At 55.5% G+C, this 17,536-nt stretch carries 15 protein-coding genes; 4 read left to right on the plus strand and 11 right to left on the minus strand.

Going from position 1 to position 17,536, the window contains the following annotated elements:
- Nucleotides 1-3: 3 nt before the first annotated feature.
- Nucleotides 4-1,389: an efflux transporter outer membrane subunit gene (locus tag ACMGGM_RS02085; RefSeq protein ID WP_063614286.1), complete on the minus strand. Its 1,386-nt coding sequence runs from the start codon at nucleotides 1,387-1,389 to the stop codon at nucleotides 4-6.
- A gap of 162 nt (nucleotides 1,390-1,551) precedes the next feature.
- Here ACMGGM_RS02085 and ACMGGM_RS02090 point away from each other — a divergent pair, with 162 nt between their 5' ends.
- Together ACMGGM_RS02090 and ACMGGM_RS02095 are read left to right on the plus strand one after the other, a co-directional pair.
- Complete coding sequence (locus tag ACMGGM_RS02090; RefSeq protein WP_045134020.1) at nucleotides 1,552-2,235, plus strand: copper/silver response regulator transcription factor; 684 nt, start codon at nucleotides 1,552-1,554, stop codon at nucleotides 2,233-2,235.
- On the plus strand, nucleotides 2,225-3,679 hold the full coding sequence (locus ACMGGM_RS02095) for a Cu(+)/Ag(+) sensor histidine kinase (protein ID WP_045134019.1): 1,455 nt from the start codon (nucleotides 2,225-2,227) through the stop codon (nucleotides 3,677-3,679). Before ACMGGM_RS02090 ends, ACMGGM_RS02095 begins: the two co-directional genes overlap by 11 nt.
- A 4-nt stretch (nucleotides 3,680-3,683) precedes the next feature.
- Here ACMGGM_RS02095 and ACMGGM_RS02100 read toward each other — a convergent pair whose 3' ends face one another.
- Complete coding sequence (locus ACMGGM_RS02100) at nucleotides 3,684-4,589, minus strand: LysR family transcriptional regulator (RefSeq protein ID WP_014883862.1); 906 nt, start codon at nucleotides 4,587-4,589, stop codon at nucleotides 3,684-3,686.
- 117 nt (nucleotides 4,590-4,706) lie between these two features.
- Between ACMGGM_RS02100 and ACMGGM_RS02105 the strand changes: the two genes are divergently transcribed.
- Complete coding sequence (locus ACMGGM_RS02105) at nucleotides 4,707-6,113, plus strand: MFS transporter (RefSeq protein WP_045134018.1); 1,407 nt, start codon at nucleotides 4,707-4,709, stop codon at nucleotides 6,111-6,113.
- Nucleotides 6,114-6,152: 39 nt separating this feature from the next.
- Here ACMGGM_RS02105 and ACMGGM_RS02110 read toward each other — a convergent pair whose 3' ends face one another.
- The 6 genes from ACMGGM_RS02110 to ACMGGM_RS02135 all read right to left on the minus strand — a co-directional run bounded on the left by ACMGGM_RS02110 (nucleotide 6,153) and on the right by ACMGGM_RS02135 (nucleotide 10,414).
- On the minus strand, nucleotides 6,153-6,638 hold the full coding sequence (locus ACMGGM_RS02110) for an Hcp family type VI secretion system effector (protein ID WP_045134017.1): 486 nt from the start codon (nucleotides 6,636-6,638) through the stop codon (nucleotides 6,153-6,155).
- A 21-nt stretch (nucleotides 6,639-6,659) separates the two neighbouring features.
- Nucleotides 6,660-6,905, minus strand: coding sequence for a hypothetical protein (locus ACMGGM_RS02115; RefSeq protein WP_237755545.1), 246 nt, complete (start codon nucleotides 6,903-6,905; stop codon nucleotides 6,660-6,662).
- A 166-nt stretch (nucleotides 6,906-7,071) separates the two neighbouring features.
- A complete protein-coding gene (locus ACMGGM_RS02120) occupies nucleotides 7,072-7,464 on the minus strand; it encodes a polymorphic toxin type 44 domain-containing protein (RefSeq protein ID WP_045134015.1) in 393 nt (130 codons plus the stop codon).
- A gap of 239 nt (nucleotides 7,465-7,703) precedes the next feature.
- Complete coding sequence (locus ACMGGM_RS02125) at nucleotides 7,704-8,699, minus strand: DUF2891 domain-containing protein (RefSeq protein WP_045134014.1); 996 nt, start codon at nucleotides 8,697-8,699, stop codon at nucleotides 7,704-7,706.
- 9 nt (nucleotides 8,700-8,708) lie between these two features.
- Nucleotides 8,709-9,695 (minus strand): DUF979 domain-containing protein, encoded by a 987-nt coding sequence (locus ACMGGM_RS02130; protein ID WP_023330441.1) that lies wholly within the window; start codon nucleotides 9,693-9,695, stop codon nucleotides 8,709-8,711.
- Nucleotides 9,692-10,414: a DUF969 domain-containing protein gene (locus ACMGGM_RS02135; protein ID WP_045134013.1), complete on the minus strand. Its 723-nt coding sequence runs from the start codon at nucleotides 10,412-10,414 to the stop codon at nucleotides 9,692-9,694. The genes ACMGGM_RS02130 and ACMGGM_RS02135 overlap by 4 nt, the downstream gene beginning before the upstream one ends.
- Before the next feature lie 198 nt (nucleotides 10,415-10,612).
- Here ACMGGM_RS02135 and ACMGGM_RS02140 point away from each other — a divergent pair, with 198 nt between their 5' ends.
- On the plus strand, nucleotides 10,613-11,158 hold the full coding sequence (locus tag ACMGGM_RS02140) for a winged helix DNA-binding protein (RefSeq protein WP_045134012.1): 546 nt from the start codon (nucleotides 10,613-10,615) through the stop codon (nucleotides 11,156-11,158).
- Between the two features lie 2 nt (nucleotides 11,159-11,160).
- Here the strand turns inward: ACMGGM_RS02140 and glgX are convergent, their stop codons facing one another.
- Genes glgX through treZ form a run of 3 tightly spaced genes read right to left on the minus strand, consistent with a single transcriptional unit; the run spans nucleotide 11,161 to nucleotide 17,504 of the window.
- Nucleotides 11,161-13,236 carry a glycogen debranching protein GlgX gene (glgX, locus tag ACMGGM_RS02145; RefSeq protein ID WP_023337316.1) on the minus strand — a complete coding sequence of 692 codons (2,076 nt, stop codon included), beginning with the start codon at nucleotides 13,234-13,236 and terminating at the stop codon, nucleotides 11,161-11,163.
- 15 nt (nucleotides 13,237-13,251) lie between these two features.
- Entirely contained in the window at nucleotides 13,252-15,720 is a 2,469-nt protein-coding gene (treY, locus tag ACMGGM_RS02150; protein WP_414149090.1) for a malto-oligosyltrehalose synthase, read from the minus strand.
- Nucleotides 15,717-17,504, minus strand: a complete 1,788-nt coding sequence (gene treZ, locus ACMGGM_RS02155) for a malto-oligosyltrehalose trehalohydrolase (RefSeq protein ID WP_045134010.1) — start codon at nucleotides 17,502-17,504, stop codon at nucleotides 15,717-15,719. Before treZ ends, treY begins: the two co-directional genes overlap by 4 nt.
- Between the last annotated feature and the right edge of the window lie 32 nt (nucleotides 17,505-17,536).

The following is a 17,536-nucleotide window of genomic DNA, read 5'->3' on the forward strand; positions in this document are numbered from 1 at the left end:
AATTTATTCGACCCAACCGCCACCCAGTGCGGTGAAGAGCGTTATTTCATTCACCTGACGGGCATAAATAAGGTCGAGAAGAGTTTGCTGCGTGGAGAACAGAGAACGTTCTGCATCAAGCACTTCGATATAGCTCACCGCACCGCTGGAATATAACCCTCTGGCACGTTGCAGGGTGATATTTAGCGAATCAAGATACCGCTGCTGGGCATTAATTTGCTGGTTAATACTTTCCCGCAGCGCGAGCGCGTCAGCAACCTGTTTAAAGGCGGACTGAATTTTTTGTTCGTAATTCACAACCGACTGCTGCTGGCGAATTTCAGCCAGCTTCAGGTTGGCTTTATTTCTGCCTGCATTAAACAGGGGGATATCAATTTTAGGGATAAAATTCCACATCCCACTGCCCGTTGTGAAAAGGCTGGAGAGTTCCGTGCTGCCCGTTGAAAGTCCGCTGGTCAGTGAAATGGACGGGAAAAAGGCAGCACGTGCCGCACCGATATTCGCATCGGCCGCTTTAAGCTGATACTCCGCCTCCATAATATCCGGGCGCTGCAGCAGTATCGCTGATGAAAGATGAGGCGGCAGCCTGACCGGCGCAATATCGCTGGCGTTCATGCCGCTGTTGCCCGGCAGTGCGCGATACGTTCCGAGGACCAGCTGCAGGGCATTATTGGCCTGCGCCAACTCACCCTCTCTTTTGGCTATCTCTGCCTGAGTGCTTTCAATCTGCCCCCGGGCCTGCTCCAGCGCCAGGACGTTTGTACTGCCGGTCACCAGCTGTTGCTCAACGAACGCGTAAGATTGCTGGTAATTCTTCAGCGTCTCCTGCGCAATACGGCGTTGTTTATTGGCCAGCTGCTGGTTGAAATAGCTCTGCGACACGTTAGAGATGAGCAGAATATGCACCGCACGACGGGCTTCTTCGCTGGCAAAAAAGTTTTGTCTGTCAGCCTCGCTCATGTTCCTGAGCTTGCCGAAGAAATCGAGTTCATAGCTTACTGCAAGACCTGCGTCGTACTGCTGCGAGGCAGGTTTGTCACTTTTCAGACTGCCGCTATAGGTGATACCCGAGGAGGCATTCAGCTGAGGATAACGATCCGCATCCGTCACCGTGAACTGCGCCCGGGCTTCCTCAACCTTCAGGGCGGCCATTTTTAAATCGCGGTTGTTTTCCAGGGCTTCGCTGATCAGCCCAACGACCTGGGGGTCGACAAAAAAGTGACGCCAGCCGGTATCCTGATACCCCGCCACCGCAGGTGTCAGGCCATTTCGGGATAACGAAAACTGCTGGGGCACCGGTGACGCGGGTCGCTGGTACTCAGGCGCCAGCGAGACGCAGCCTGTCAGGAAAAATACCGTACTGATGCTAAGTCGTTTTAACAGGAACATAATGGTTCAAATGAAGTCCAGAGTATTTTTAGGGTCACTCTACTGAACGCATCCTGTTTGACGGGTGACAGGATAATGACAATGTTGTCATTTTTAACGTAAGTCATTGTTAACGGCCGCGAGCACAATAGAATGTCGTCAGCAGCCAGTCAGGGGAGCAAGATGAAGATACTGATCGTCGAAGACGAAATGAAAACCGGTGAATACCTCAGCAAGGGACTGACTGAAGCGGGGTTTATCGTCGACCACGCTGACAATGGCCTCAACGGTTACCATCTCGCCATGACTGCGGAATACGATCTGCTGGTTCTGGATATTATGCTTCCCGACGTGAACGGCTGGGATATTGTCCGCATGCTGCGTTCGGCCGGGAAAGGAATGCCCATACTGCTCCTCACGGCGCTCGGCACCATTGAACACCGGGTCAAAGGGCTTGAGCTGGGTGCGGATGATTATCTGATTAAGCCTTTTGCCTTTGCTGAACTTCTCGCCCGGGTAAGAACGCTGCTGAGGCGCGGAAATACGGTGATTGCGGAAAGCCAGCTTCAGGTGGCTGACCTGACGGTTGACCTCGTGTCGAGAAAAGTGAGCCGGGCGGGGAATCGCATCCTGTTAACCAGTAAGGAGTTCAGCCTGCTGGAGTTTTTCCTTCGTCATCAGGGAGAAGTGCTGCCCCGCTCCCTGATTGCCTCTCAGGTGTGGGACATGAACTTTGACAGCGATACGAACGCCATTGATGTGGCGGTAAAACGGCTTCGGGCAAAAATCGATAACGATTATGAACACAAGCTGATCCAGACGGTGCGCGGTGTGGGCTATATGCTGGAGGCGCCGGATGCGCATTAAGCCTTTCCGGCGCCCTTTTTCGCTGGCTCTTCGGCTGACCTTTTTTATCAGTCTCTCCACGATCCTGGCGTTTTTCGCCTTCACGTGGTTTATGGTGCATTCCGTTGAAAATCATTTTGCTGAGCAGGACATCAGCGATCTGCAGCAAATCAGCATCGCGATGCACCGTATCCTACAGTCACCTGCCGAACCCGAGCGGAAGAAAATCAGTAAACTCAACGAGTCGATCGCCAGTTACCGCAACGTTGCCGTTCTGCTTGTGGATCCGCAGGGAAATACCCTGTTCAGCTCGGCACACGGGGCAGCATTACGCCCTGCGATGAATACACCGGATTTTAACGTGCACCGTCGCACCCAGGATGTCTTTCTGTGGACGGTGGAGGACTCTTCTGCTTCCATGCACGCGGGGCCCGACATGAAAATGGACACGTACCGGATTATCGCCTCGTCAGGCACGGCGACATTGCAGGGCAAATCGCAGGACTACGTGATGCTGATTGGCCTCTCCATTAATTTTCATCTGCACTACCTGGATGCCCTGAAGAAGAATCTCTTCGCGATTGCCGCGGCAATCAGTCTGCTGATTATTGTTGTCATTCGTATTGCGGTACGCCAGGGCCATCTGCCTCTGCGTAACGTCAGCACCGCCATTAAAAATATCACCTCAGAGAATCTCGACGCGCGACTTGAACCGTCCCGCGTGCCCGTTGAGCTGGAACAGCTGGTGATCTCTTTCAACCATATGATTGAAAAAATAGAAGATGTCTTTACCCGCCAGGCCAATTTTTCCGCCGATATCGCGCATGAGATCAGAACACCTGTTACCAATCTGGTGACGCAAACGGAAATTGCGCTGAGCCAGAACCGTTCTCAGAAGGAGTTGGAAGATGTGCTGTATTCCAGCCTTGAAGAGTACAACCGAATGACCCGGATGGTCAGCGACATGCTGTTCCTGGCGCAGGCGGATAATAATCAGCTCATCCCGGACCGGGCGATCTTTGATTTGCGCGCTGAAGTCATGAAAGTGTTCGATTTCTTCGAAGCCTGGGCGGAAGAACGTAACGTCACGCTGAAATTTAACGGAATGCCCTGCCTGACAGAAGGCGATCCGCAGATGTTCAGAAGGGCGATTAACAATCTGTTATCCAATGCCCTGCGCTATACGCCGGAAGGAAAAGCGGTGACCGTCTCACTCCGAGAGCAGGAAAACAATGTTGAACTGGTGGTTGCCAACCCCGGCGTGCCGATCCCGGAAGAACATCTGCCAAGGCTGTTTGACCGATTTTACCGGGTGGATCCATCAAGACAGCGTAAAGGCGAAGGCAGCGGCATCGGCCTTGCCATCGTGAAATCCATCGTCAGCGCCCATCACGGAAAAATCCGTGTGGAATCCGATGCGGTATCGACGCGCTTTATACTTTCCGTGCCGAAGAAAACCGTTTAATCGGTCAGCGAACCGGCCGACACACTTCCAGCACCTTCTCCCTGAGCCACCGGTGCGCGGGATCCTTTTCCATGCGCGGATGCCACATCTGTGAGACGGTAATGCTCCGGGTTTTAAACGGCAGTTCAAAGACGTGTACGCGTTCTGACATGGGCTGATTGAGCAAATACAGCGCCGGGACCATGGCAATCAGATCGGAGGCCAACGCCACGGATAACGCCGTCGGGAAACCGGGCACAACGCTGGCGACGTTACGTTTCATCCCGCGCTCCGCCAGCGCGTCATCGACAAACCCGTGTAACGATCCGTCGGGCGAGGCCACCACATGCCCCCAGGAGATATAATCCTGCAGGCTAACTGACGGGCGCGAAGCCAGTGGATGCCCCTGGCGCACTGCGCCAACAAACCTGTCCTGAAACAGCCGTTGCAGACGTATTTCAGGACCCATATTGCTCTGCACGCCGATTTCCAGATCGACAAGCCCCTCTCGCAGATAGCGCGATGTTTTTTCAGGTTTCGGGGAGAAACGGATACAAACGTCGGGGGCAACACTCGCGACTGCGGCAATAAGCAGTGGCCCAAACGCCACCACAAAACCGTCGTTGGCTCTGATGGTGAACAGGCGCGCCAGATTCTCGACCTTCAGCGTATCGCTGGAGGGCTGGAGCACCGCCCTCGCCTCGTGTACGGCGTTGCGGGCGCGATCCCGTGTGGCTTCCGCCCAGGGGGTCAGCACCATCTGACGACCCGCCCGAACCAGAATAGGATCGCCGGTGACCTCCCGCAGCCTGCTCAGGGTTCGGCTCATGGCGGAGGTGCTCAGGTTTAAGCGTCGCGCCGCGCCCGCCACGCTGGCTTCGGCCAGCAGGACATCGAGCGCGACAAGCAGATTAAAGTCAGGATCGGTCACGAGGAATCCTCAGATAAGGCGTTATATGCAACGTTTAAGTGCAAATGCTGCGTCTTCCGCCCTGTATACCTGATGATTATAGTTTCGTCATTACTATTCTTATCTGGAGTAACGACGATGACGCTATTTTCAAACCTGCCCGGCGATGAAGGTTTATCCGGGCATGAGCGCGCCCGGGTCCTGGCCGCCGTGATGACCACCACGCTGATGGGGGTCTTTGACGGAACGATGATCAACATCGCGCTCCCCTCCATGGCAAGCGCAATGCAGGTTCCTGCCAATGTTGCTGTCTGGTTCGCCAACGGTTATTTGCTGTCAGCGGCCATGACCCTCGCCATCTTTGCCGCGCTGGCGGCGCGCGTGGGCTATCGCCCGGTGTTTCTGGCCGGGCTTGCTACCTTTACGCTTACCTCTCTCGGCTGCGCGCTGGCGAAGACCCCGGATGTGCTGATCGGAATGCGTATTCTGCAGGGCATCGGCGGCGCGGCCACCCTGAGCATCGCCCCGGCAATCCTGCGATCCGTTTTCCCCGGCAGACTGCTTGGCCGCGTTCTGGGGCTGCACGCCCTGCTTATCGCCTCCAGCACGGCGATAGCCCCGGTGCTGGGCGGAACGATTCTGAACGCGCTGAGCTGGCAATGGCTGTTCGCCATTAACCTTATTCCAGGCTGCATCGCCCTGCTGCTGGCATGGCACGCTTTACCGAAGGAATCAGCGGGTGATAAATCCTCCTTTGATGCGCCAGGCGCGGTGCTCTCCGCAACATTTCTGGGAGCCACGATCATGACGGCCAACAGTCTTCAGCGCGTCACGCAGCACATTAATCACGAAGCCATCGGCTGGGGACTTCTCGCGCTGATGAGCGCCCTCGCCTTTATCTGGCGGATTCGGCGGGCAAGTCACCCTTTATTTCCGCCCGTCATATTCCAAAACGGACGCTTTACCCTCGCTGCGCTAACCTCGCTGGCCTCGTTTGTGAGCCAGGGCATCACCTTTGTCGCGCTGCCGTTCCTGTTTCAGAGCGTGTATGGCTACAGTCCGGTGGTTTCTGCGCTGCTCTTTACCCCGTGGCCGATAGGTATTGTGCTGATTGCGCCGCACGCGGGGCGTTGGGCTGATACGATTTCCGCGCCGCTGATTTCGACCCTCGGGCTGATGATATTTGTCGGTGGGTTGGTTCTGCTGGCGACCCTGCCTGAAAGCCCATCCGTATGGAACATCTGCCTACGCAGCCTGGTTTGCGGGATAGGGTTTGGCTGCTTCCAGAGCCCCAATAACCGGGAAATGCTCGCTAACGTGGCGCGGGACTATGCCAGCTATGCCTCCGGCGTGTTGTCTATCGTCAGGACATTCGGCCAGTGTCTCGGCGCCGCTACGGTGGGCGTGCTGCTGGCGGCAACAACCGGCCAAACCCTTGATGACCGGATCGTGCATGTTGCGCTGTGGATCGCAGTCATAGCCTCCACAGGATCGGTTTTGTTTAGCCTGAGCAGGCTACGCCCTGCGGTTCGGGCATCCGCCTGATTCTGTGCAGCGCCTGACGGCGCTGCATGTTTATAACGCCTACGCTGAAGGTCGTTCGTTCCAGGCATCAGTATACTGAATATTTCCGTCCAGAATTTTCCATGTGATTTTTGCATATCGCAAAGATACATTTTCCATGTGACCGGTACCGGGGCAATCTCTTGTATCGTGCATTATTGGCGTTATAGAAATGACTTTCACACCTTCCATAAGGATGTTGAAATATTCCACTTCCTGACCCGCATTATTGATGTGATAGAACTTTAATTCAGCACTTTGAAGCGTCTGACCAGTTGCAACAGCTTTGTATAGATAGGGTGAAGATGAATCAATTGATTTTGTTAAACTGAAAGCGGAGTGTTGCCTTGTACCTGTGAGTTTACCTGTTGCTCCATCTGTTGGTATGCTCAAGTTATGGATCAGATCTCTAAGCTCTATGCTTCCTTCACGGTTTGCAACATCAGAACCGCCACGGATCATTGCTCCGCCGTCGTCTTTCAAAAAGAGGTGAACTGGTACAGCCATTTCTCAAACTCCTTGTGCTAATTAATCTCTTGTTCCATTGGCTATGAGGTTAATGACAGGCATGATCGCTACACCATCTGCATAGAACAGATCAGAATTAGTGAATGAATAAACCTTACCCGTGATTTTTACATTTACCGTGTTTCCATAAGCTGAAGCTGTAACATTGCTTGTATTGGCTTCCAGGAATGGTGATCGGTCTTCAAGGTCTTTCATAATGTTTCCGCTGTTATCTTTATCTAAATAGAAGCGGTAAACATCTGACACGGTCGCTCCTCCATCATCATACTTTGTTATGTACAGTGTGACGGTCTCAGATAGCTTCTGTTTGCTGACAAAGCTATCGTGAGGAGGTGCATTGAAATAGTACTGGTATGTCAAAAACCCACAAACAACGAGTAATAGAGTCGTTGTGAGTAAGCAATGAAGCCGTTTAATAACCGGATTTCTTCGCATATTCAATTCCTTGCTTTATCCAGAACTGATCATGAGGATCATCCCCATAAGGGGGTTTTTGATACCAGTGACCCCATTTATTTTTGGATGTTTTAGCCCTTTCCTGCGCCCATCCTGCACCCATCAATAATATTTCTGATGGTATCCCGGCGGCATATCCAGCCGAACCATAATTGAAGTTACCAAAGTTTGCCAGGTCAGGGTGTCCTTGCTTGTAATCCCACGGCCCCTTATTTCTCACTTTTTGATAAAACCAAATATAGGTTGTAGGGATAGCCATATCCCTGCTCATACCATGCGCTCTTGCAATCCTCATGTTTGCCAATACAAGAGCGATGCCTTCTTTTGGTAACAAAGGTATAACAGCCATATTAACCCTCAACTCTCCATGGTTATATGGCCGATTATCATACACTTCGCGATAGTAAAACAGATCTCTGTTTCCAGAGAAACGACGGGAAAACATCTATTTAAGATATTGATCGCATTTAAAATCAAAGAAACTTAGGTTAAATGGAGTTTTGGTTTAGTAACACTAGATAAAGGTATGGTTTGTAAGGTCCGTATCCGCCTGATTTTATGCAGCGCCTTACGGCGCTGCACGTTTATTTACTCCAGCGCCAGCAGCGCAAAGCTCGCCAGCCAGTGCCCGCCGCTGTAGTGGCTGCCGACAACATGCTCTACGCTTGCCATCAGGTGTTTCGCCACGGAATCACGCAGCGCCTGCTGCGCCGGATGGTTTGCGGGAAGCGCTTTTGCGATATGCTTCATACACCAGGCGCGGCTCAGGTTTAACCCGTCCAGATGGGCAATTTTCGGGTCGGTACGGTCACTCACTTGCGCCGGGCTCATCAGGGCTGCAACGGCGCCCACCTCCGGCAGAAACGCGTCGAACCAGGCCGGGAAGTCATCTGCCACCTTGCTCATCAGCAACGCTTCTGTCAGCGCACCGGAAATATACTCATCACCGCCGGGCTCGTAGTGCGCCGGGTAGCGCGTGTCGGCGAGATAAAACCGTTCCGCTGATGCCAGAATAGCCTGCTCAAGCCCGCTGTCACTCACTGTACGCGCATAGTCGAGTGCCAGCGCCAGAGCAAACGCCGTGTTGTAATGCGTCCCGACGCGGATCGGATAGGTGAGCTTGCCGAGGTAATCCACCAGACGATTGCGAATATCCTGCGTTAACGGTTCAAGCGTCTGATACCAGCCTGCGGCGTGCGGCAGCGAAGACTGTTTCAGTTCCTGGGCCAGCGCCAGCAGCCAGCCGTAGCCATACGGGCGCTCAAACGAGGCGCGGAACGGCGCAGTAAAATAGGCCAGTTCCTTAGCCACGTTCTCTTCGGTCAGGTGCTCGTCGAATAGCGCGACGATTTCATCCCGGCACGGCAATTCGGGATAGAGACGCACGCAGCGCAGCAGCAACCAGTAGCCGTGCACGGCCGAGTGCCAGTCAAAACAGCCGTAGAAAATCGGGTGCAGTTCGCGAGGCGGCAGAACATCACCATCATCATTCAGCAGGTGCATGATGTGGTTCGGGTATTCCTGGCACAAATAGGTTAAAGGCATTCGGGCAAACGCGTCAGCCTGTTGTTGCGTTAATTCCATAACCACTCCTTAGCGAAAAACGAGGAAATACATTAAGAACACGTTCACCACCAGCAAGGTTAACGCGGTCGGGATCTGGATCTTGATCACCTGATATTTGTCTTTCAGCTCCAGCAGCGCGGCGGGCACGATATTGAAGTTCGCGGCCATCGGCGTCATCAGCGTGCCGCAATACCCTGCGTACATGCCAATCGCCAGCAGCGGCGCCGGGTTACCGTGATGCACGTTAATCAGGAACGGTAAGGCGATACCGGCACTCAATACCGGGAAAGCGGCAAAGGCGTTACCCATGATCATGGTAAACAGCGCCATCCCCACGCAGTAAATCACCACCAGCATGAAGCGGTTATCCGGGTTCACAAACAGGCTCACTACCTTTTGCACGGAGTCACCGGTATTGGCCGCCACGAATACCCCACCCAGCATGGCCAGCATCTGCGGCAGGATCACCGCCCAGCCGATGGTATCGACAAGACGGCGAGACTGGCGAATCGCGTGCAGCGGCGTGCCCTTCGTCAGCCACCAGCCGGTGAGGATCGCCGCGACGCAGGCCACGCACAGCGCCGCAAGGGTGAGCTGTTTCTGGTCGAGAAGATAAACGCCGCCAATCGACACGCCCTTCAGGAACAGCGTCCCGATAACCGTCACCACGGGGATCATCAGCGCGGGCAGGAACAGCCAGTTTTTGAGCCGGTTTGACGAGGCAACCCGTTCCTCGTCAGAGGCCATTTTGTAGTGCCCCTTTCCGACGAGACCAAAGCCCGCCAGCAGCGCGATAACAATAACGCTGCCGCCGATGATCCGGTACGCCAGCGATTTGCCGAGCTCCTGAACCATCAGATCACCGAACAGGAAAATCCCACCAAATAAAAACCAGAAAAGCGCGGTGGTGAAACGCTTCGGATTCGCACGATCGCGCAGGGTCATGACCACCAGCAACATTACGACGAAGCCAATCAGGTAGTACACGCGGTTAATGGTGATAAGCGTCATCATTGCGCGGCCCCCTGCGTTGCCTGCTCTGCACGCCAGGCCATCACGTCACGACGGATACTGGCATCCAGGCGCAGCAGGCGTGTCATATGAATAATCAATGCCGCAATGGCCGTCGGAATGGCCCACAGGCCGATATGCAGCGGTTCAATCCCCTGAATGCCGTTCTCTTTCAGGAACGCGTCAATCAGCAGCACTGCACCAAAGGCGATAAAAATGTCTTCCCCAAAGAAGACCGCGATATTGTCACACGCGGCGGCATGGGCTTTGATTTTGTCGCGGATATGCTGCGGCAGTTCACCATACTCGTTCAGAGCGGCCCCTTCCGCCATCGGCGCCAGCAGCGGGCGTACCGTCTGGGCATGCCCGCCCAGCGACATCAACCCTAACGCGGCCGTGCCTTCACGGGCGACAAAGTAGAGCATCAAAATACGCGCCGAGGTAGCGCTGGCGATCTTCGCGACCCAGGCCTGGGCGCGCTCTTTTAGCCCGTAATATTCCAGCAGACCAATGACCGGCAGGATCAGAATGAAGGTCGCGAGCGATCGGCTATTGACGAACTTCTCGCCAAAGGTCTCAAGCAGCATGCCGAGATCCATACCGACCAGCAGACCCGTAGCCAGCCCCGCGACCACGACCACCAGTAGCGGGTTGAAGCGCAAAGCAAAACCAATAACCACGATCGGTATCCCGATCAGCGGCAACAGCGTAGAACCGTCCATAACGTTTACCCTATCGAAAGTGAGCGTTGCGCGCCGACGGCTATTTTTTTAATTTGCGGCGAGCGATGTTGTGTTTTCGTCAGGCTTTGCAAAACCTGCGCTAAAAAGCTATATCTGAACCTCAAAAACATGTAAACAATTTATCAATAAAATGTTCTTATTTTATCGATGGGTTTACATTTCTGACTAAGGAACGTTATGACCTCAGAAAAGCATGCTTCACCCCATCACGACGACATCAACGATGGCCGGATCGTCTCGTCCCGCCATCTGGTGTCCGAGCGCTGCGCGGAACTGTCAGAGCTGGAATACGCGCTGATCATGACCAGCAACGCGTTCAACAAATGGATGGTGCGCTGCATGACGGCTGCCGGCGAGCCCGATATGGGCGCCTTTGATGTCTCACTTCTGCACCATGTGAACCACCGCGACCGCAAGAAAAAGCTGGCTGATATCTGTTTTGTTCTCAACGTGGAAGATACGCATGTGGTGACTTATGCCCTGAAAAAGCTGGTTAAAGCAGGCTACGTGACAAGTGAGAAAGCGGGTAAAGAGCTCTTTTTCTCCACCACGGAGGAAGGGAAAGCGTTATGTATGAAATACCGCGACGTGCGGGAGGCGTGTCTGATCGCGATACATGCGGAGAGCGGCATTGCCGGAAAATCCATTGGCGAAACCGCGCAGCTGTTACGCACGATTTCCTCCCTGTACGACACCGCCGCCAGGGCGGCGGCATCACTGTAAACTCAGGGCCGTCGGAAAAGAGTAATGCTGCGTCCGGCCAGCTCGAATTCTACCGCTTCGGTGATCGCCTTCCCGGTCACGGCGTCATCGGCTGTAGACAGCTCCAGCACCCATCCCCCTTCACCAAACTGTGGGATCTGGAATGCCACGCTGCCTTCAAACGGGTTGAACAGCATGAGCACATCGTGCCAGATCCCCTCTTCCTGTTTGAGATCGGGCCTGCTGATGGACACCCCGAGCGTCGAGCCCTCATCCCACTGCTCTGCCTGCTGCGGACCGCCGCCGGCGTTAAACCAGCGGATCTCCAGCCCGTCGCGCCAGCTTTCACGACGCAATAACGGTTGCGCGGCACGAAGCGCAATCAAACGTCGGGTAAACTCGCGCAGCGCAGCGTCGTTCTCGGAGAGTCCTTTCCAGTCGATCCACGAGATCTCACTGTCCTGGCAGTAGCCGTTGTTGTTGCCCTTCTGCGTGCGGCCAAACTCATCGCCGGCCAGCAGCATTGGCGTACCATGGGAAAACAGCAGCGTGGTCAGGAAATTACGCTTCTGCCTTTCGCGGGTAGCAATAATATCCGGGTTCTCCGTCGGCCCTTCTTCGCCATAGTTGTATGAACGGTTATCGTTATGGCCATCATTATTTTCTTCCCCGTTGTCGGCGTTATGCTTCTCGTTGTACGACACCAGGTCATTCAGCGTAAAGCCGTCATGGGCGGTGATGAAATTAACGCTGGCCCAGGGGCGACGCCCGCGCAGATCGTACAAGTCACCGGATCCCAGCAGACGGGCGGCAAAGTCGTTAGAGACGTTGTCCCCCTTCCAGTACTCGCGCACGGTGTCTCGGTATTTGTCGTTCCATTCACCCCAGCCTGGCGGAAAACCGCCCACCTGATAGCCGCCGGGGCCGATATCCCAGGGTTCACCAATCAGCTTCAGTCGGGATAAAACCGGATCCTGGGTCATGGCGTCGAAAAAGCCGCCGCGCGGATCAAACCCTTCCGGTTCGCGGCCCAGTATCGTTCCCAGGTCGAAACGGAAACCGTCAATATGCATCGACTCCGCCCAGTAGCGCAGCGAATCCATCACCATCTGCAGCACACGCGGGTGAGAGGTATTGACCGTGTTCCCCGTTCCGGTGTCGTTGATGTAATACCGGTGCTGGTCAGGCAGCGTGCGGTAATAGCTGTAGTTATCAATGCCTTTAAACGAGAGCGTGGGGCCAAGCTCATTGCCTTCCGCCGTGTGGTTATACACCACGTCGAGAATCACTTCGATGCCCGCATCATGATAAGCGCGCACCATATCGCGAAAGCCCTGTATCCCCGCCGGGCCGAAGTAGCGCGACGCCGGCGCAAAAAAGCCCAGCGTGTTATAGCCCCAGAAGTTTTTCAGACCGCGGTCGAGAAGATGTTGATCGTCCGGGAACCAGTGAACCGGGAGCAGCTCCACCGAGGTGATGCCGAGGCTTTTGATGTAGTCCACGGAGGCTTTATGCCCCATTCCCTCAAAGGTGCCCCGCAGTTCGGGAGGAATTGCCGGGTTCATCTGGGTAAACCCTTTTACGTGGCTTTCATACACCACGGTGTTCGGCCAGGGGATAGTGGGTCGGTTAGTGTCCTGCCAGTCACAGGCGTTCGGGTCGATAACCTTACATTTTGGCGTGAACGGGGCGCTGTCACGGGTATCAAAGCTCAAATCTAATTCGTCATGCCCCAGCGCATAGCCGAAATGGGCCTCGTTCCAGTCGATATCACCCACCAGTTCGCGGGCATAGGGGTCGATAAGCAGTTTATGCGGGTTGAAGCGATGACCGTTTTCCGGGTCATAGGGGCCGTAGACGCGATAGCCGTAAAGCGTACCGGGCTTCAGATCCGGCACATAGCCGTGCCAGACTTCGTGGGTATATTCAGGAAGCTCCAGCCGGGCGATTTCCGTTTTCCCGGAGGGGTCAAACAGACAGAGCTCCACCCGCTCAGCGTGAGCGGAGAACAGCGCGAAGTTGACCCCCTTCCCGTCATAGTTTGCACCCAACTGCTGGCCATGACCGGCCCGAATTTCAAACGTTGTATCCTTTGCCATTTTCGTTCTCCACGATTATTCGCAGGTAAGCAGAACCAGTACACATCCCTTTTCTGACGTTAAATCCAGCGTCTCTTGCAGCATGCGGCTTTCACCGCTGAACAGATCCCGATAGCGTTTTCCTGCCAGCGCCTCGGGTATCGCCACCGTGGTATTGCCCCACAGCGTGCGGTTATCGGTGACGCCAAAAACCAGTCGCGGCACGGCAACAATCAGCACCTCGCCGTCTTTCACTCGCGCATAGACAATCAGATGCTCCTCCCGCTCGCCGGACACTTTAAGCGGCAGCCAGTCGCCATAGCGAAACAGCCCGGGATAGTGTGGCCGCAGACGCAGGAGCGTAGCGGTGACAAACTGCTTCACCCTTCCGTCCTGCCAGCACGCCGGGTTTTCAAACATACCGGCATTCGCCACGCTGAGGTTTTGCACCAGCGTCGGAAAGTCCGGCTCGCGGCGGTTATCCGGATCGACAAGGCTAACGTTTAGCACCTCGCTGCCCTGATAGATATCCGGCACGCCGGGCGCCGTCAGCTTAATCACCGTCTGGCTGAGGCTGTTCATCAGTCCGGCGCGGATAAAGGGCCGCATGGACTCGCTGAAATCATGCAGAAACAGCGTGTTGTCAGGTGAAAGCAGGTGTCGGGCATAGCTCAGCACCACGCTCTCATAGCTCTCGTTGCTGTCGATCCAGTCGGTGCGCTGTTTCGCCTCGCGCAGCGCTTTTTCGAGGAAACCGATAAAACGCGCCTCCAGCGAGGCAAGCCCGTCGGCGTCGTCCGGCGACAGCGTGGCGGGCCAGACGCCTGCCAGCGCCTGATAGATCATCCAGGTGTCGGCGGCGTTTGGCGCGGTACCGTCATTGAGAAACCGCACCTGGGTCTGGTTCATCTGGCGCCAGCGGGCCAGATTTTCGCCCCACTGTTCCGGGGCTTCCGTCAGGGTGTAAAGCCGCGCCCGGGCATCTTCCCCGCGCTTGGTATCGTGCGTGGAGGTGCCCAGCAGCGCATCGGGCTGACGGGCCAGACGAATGCGCATCTCCTGATGAAAGCGGGATAGCGAGAACGCTCGCGGCGTCGGGTCGGCGCCCACTTCATTAAGCGCCAGCTCCAGGTTATGACGAAAGAACAGCGTGTCTTCAACGGACTTCGCCATCAGCGGCCCGGTCAACTGCTGAAAGCGGGTTCTGAAAAGCGCGGCGGACTCGCGGCACTCTTCCGGCAAGTCGCCGGTAAGAATGCGGACTATCAGGCCCAGGGCGGCTTCGGATGTCTCGACGCTGGCGACCACGCGGTTAAGCAGCGCGACATCTGGCGGGGTTAACCCCTCCCGGGTGCCGTAGGTGCGGTACACCGGAAAGGCGATAAGCAGCTCGCGTAACGCGTGGCGAATATCATCGCGCTGCAGCGCAACGTCATTGCGGCGGGCCAGATCGTCAGCAAGGTTAAGCAGCGTGATGAATTCACCCTCAAAATTACGATCGGTCATCAGGCCTTTCGCATCGCGCAGTTCCGCGTGGCGATCGACCGTTACCCCCAGCGTCTCGTCGTGAATTTTTTCCAGACGCGACAGGTTATCGTCGTCGACCAGCACTTCCGCCAGCGAAGCGATAAATTCGTACCCGGTAGTCCCGGAGACGGGCCACTCGGCGGGAAGCTGTTCTCCTTTAGCGAGAATTTTCTCGACCGTGATATAACAGTCCGGTCCGGTTGCCTGCCGCAGGCGCTGCAGATAGCCCAGCGGATCGGCCAGACCGTCGATATGGTCGATCCGCAGACCGTCCACCACACCCGCGTGAACCAGTTCAAGGATGAGGCGATGCGTATCGTCGAATACCGCGTCATCTTCAACCCGCACGCCCACCAGACCGGTAATCTCAAAGAAACGTCGCCACGAAAGCTGTTTCGGCGCTTCCCGCCAGGACATCAATCGCCAGCTTTGTGCTTCATGCAGTTCCGCAAGGCTCTTATCCTCGCTGAACGTGCCCGGGTTGAGCGGATATGCGGTGTCGTAATAGATCAGAGCGGCTTTTTTTGTGACAGGGTCACGTTTTAAAGTAATGGCCCCCTTCTCCAGCTCCGCCTCAAAGGTGTCCCCGAGAAACGGCAGCGTCAGCGGGCGAGACCCGTCGATATCGAAATAGCGGAAATAGCGGCTCTGCTGTCCGTACTCAATCACGTCCCGCCACCAGGTGTTTTCCAGAGAAGTCGACATATGGTTAGGAACAATATCCAGAATCAGCCCCATGCCGGCCTGCTTCAGCGCCGCGGACATGCGGTCAAAACCTTCGCGTCCGCCGATCGCAGGGTCTATTTCATTCGGGTTGGTGACGTCATAGCCGTGCGTGGAATCCGTTGTGGCAGTAAACACCGGGGAGGCATAAAGGTGGCTGATGCCGAGGTCTTTCAGATAGGGTACCAGCCCGACAACGCGATCGAAGGTCATGCCATTACGGAACTGTATACGGTACGTGGCGGAAGGGATCATAACGATGCTTCTCCATCAGCAAAGCGAACGACAATACTGTTCGGCGGCAAAATGTCGGTTACCTCCGGCCAGGCGAAGCGCGTCTCCCCCGGGAGAGCGGGCGGTTTGACAGATTTATTGCCGATATTGAGCGCCAGCGAAAGCGTTCCGGACGGGAAGCGCCAGCTTACGGCCACCATACCGGGTGCCGTCCCGATCACCTTGCCCTCGACGCGACTTCCCTCATGCAGAAGCGGAACGATATAACGATGACGCAGCGTAAGCAGATGGCGCGTGAAGCGGAGCCACGTTTTGCCGTCGTCGGTGGCAATTTTATTCCAGTCAAGCTTTGAGCGGACAAAGGTGTTCACGTCATTCGGGTCCGGGACAGCGTCATCGTGCCCGGCATGGCCAGTAAACTCTTTTGCGCGCCCTTCCCGCACCGAGTCGGCCAGATCGCCGTGAAAATCGGTGAAGAACAGGAACGGATGTGATTCACCAAACTCCTCGCCCATAAACAGCAGCGGGATATGGGGGGAAAGCAGTAGTGCAGCAAGCAGCACACGGGTTTTATTGGCACCTGCGAGGGTGATAAGCCGCTCACCATGGGCGCGATTCCCGGTCTGATCGTGGTTCTGAATAAAATCAACGAAGAACTGCGGTGGCTGCGTGTGACACTCCACCCCGCGGGACTGGCCGGTTTGCAGCGAAACCTCGCCCTGGTAGACAAACCCTTCTGCCAGCGCCCGGGCGAATTTTTTCTCTGGTTCAAACGCAAAATCCTGGTAGTACGCGTGCGTCTCACCGGTGGCAAACACGTGAGCCGCGTTGTGGAAATCATCATTCCACTCAGCGGTAAACAGCGGCGTATTGCCGTGCTCATCACGCGGATGCAGGAAAATGACGTTGCGGCTGTCTTCCGTGGTCAGGTGAACATGACGGTTCGGGATCGCCTCACGGATCTTCTCTGCAATTTCCTGGAGAATATGCGTCTTCGAGCTGTCTTTAATCTGGTCGATGGCATCAAAACGCAGGCCGTCCAGGCGGTACTCGGTCAGCCAGTAGAGCGGCGCATCGGTAATGTAATGTCTTACCGGCTCGCGCTCGTAGGCGATTCCGTTGCCCCAGGGCGTCATCCGCTCTGCATCGAAAAAGGCAGGCGACAGCAACGGGAGATAGTTGCCTTCCGGGCCGAAGTGGTTGAGTACGATATCCAGCACCACGGAAAGCCCAAGACCGTGCGCGGCATCGATTAACGCGTGGAAATCCTCTGGCGTACCGTATGCGGCGTGCGGAGCATAAAGCAACACACCGTCGTATCCCCAGCCGCGGGATCCGCCAAACTGAGACACGGGCATAACTTCAAGCTGGGTAATACCCAGTTCTGCCAGGTAAGGGAGTTTTTCAATCGCGGCCCGGAAGGTCCCCTCCGGGGTAAACGTGCCAATGTGCAGTTCATAGATAACCGTCTCTTCCCACGGCCGCCCTGACCAGTCCCGGTTAACCGGCTGATAACGTCGGGGATCGATAACGATGGAGGGGCCGTTAACGTCTCTCGCCTGTGCGCGAGACGCGGGATCGGGCACCGTCATGCCGTCCTGCAGGACAAACTGATACTCTGTGCCGTGCGTAACGCCCGGAACGTCTGCCTGAAACCAACCGTTACCCACTGCCGTCATCGGCACGTCGGTGACGGCCAGACGTAGCGTAAGCGCTTTCTGTCCTTCTGCCCAGACGCGAAAACGTACAACGTCATCGGAAATAAACTCAGCACCCCACTGCTTTTGAAATGTCCTGAATTCCATTCATTGTCCTCGAATGACCCACATTTTACGCG

The organism is Enterobacter sp. BNK-14, assembly GCF_047456095.1.
GTDB lineage: Bacteria > Pseudomonadota > Gammaproteobacteria > Enterobacterales > Enterobacteriaceae > Enterobacter > Enterobacter kobei.

Coding starts and splice junctions, on each gene's coding strand:
- ACMGGM_RS02085 (WP_063614286.1), bottom strand. CDS start 1,389: ATGTTCCTGTTAAAACGACTTAGCATCAGTACGGTATTTTTCCTGACA.
- ACMGGM_RS02090 (WP_045134020.1), top strand. CDS start 1,552: ATGAAGATACTGATCGTCGAAGACGAAATGAAAACCGGTGAATACCTC.
- ACMGGM_RS02095 (WP_045134019.1), top strand. CDS start 2,225: ATGCGCATTAAGCCTTTCCGGCGCCCTTTTTCGCTGGCTCTTCGGCTG.
- ACMGGM_RS02105 (WP_045134018.1), top strand. CDS start 4,707: ATGACGCTATTTTCAAACCTGCCCGGCGATGAAGGTTTATCCGGGCAT.
- ACMGGM_RS02110 (WP_045134017.1), bottom strand. CDS start 6,638: ATGGCTGTACCAGTTCACCTCTTTTTGAAAGACGACGGCGGAGCAATG.
- ACMGGM_RS02120 (WP_045134015.1), bottom strand. CDS start 7,464: ATGGCTGTTATACCTTTGTTACCAAAAGAAGGCATCGCTCTTGTATTG.
- ACMGGM_RS02125 (WP_045134014.1), bottom strand. CDS start 8,699: ATGGAATTAACGCAACAACAGGCTGACGCGTTTGCCCGAATGCCTTTA.
- ACMGGM_RS02130 (WP_023330441.1), bottom strand. CDS start 9,695: ATGATGACGCTTATCACCATTAACCGCGTGTACTACCTGATTGGCTTC.
- ACMGGM_RS02135 (WP_045134013.1), bottom strand. CDS start 10,414: ATGGACGGTTCTACGCTGTTGCCGCTGATCGGGATACCGATCGTGGTT.
- ACMGGM_RS02140 (WP_045134012.1), top strand. CDS start 10,613: ATGACCTCAGAAAAGCATGCTTCACCCCATCACGACGACATCAACGAT.
- glgX (WP_023337316.1), bottom strand. CDS start 13,236: ATGGCAAAGGATACAACGTTTGAAATTCGGGCCGGTCATGGCCAGCAG.
- treY (WP_414149090.1), bottom strand. CDS start 15,720: ATGATCCCTTCCGCCACGTACCGTATACAGTTCCGTAATGGCATGACC.
- treZ (WP_045134010.1), bottom strand. CDS start 17,504: ATGGAATTCAGGACATTTCAAAAGCAGTGGGGTGCTGAGTTTATTTCC.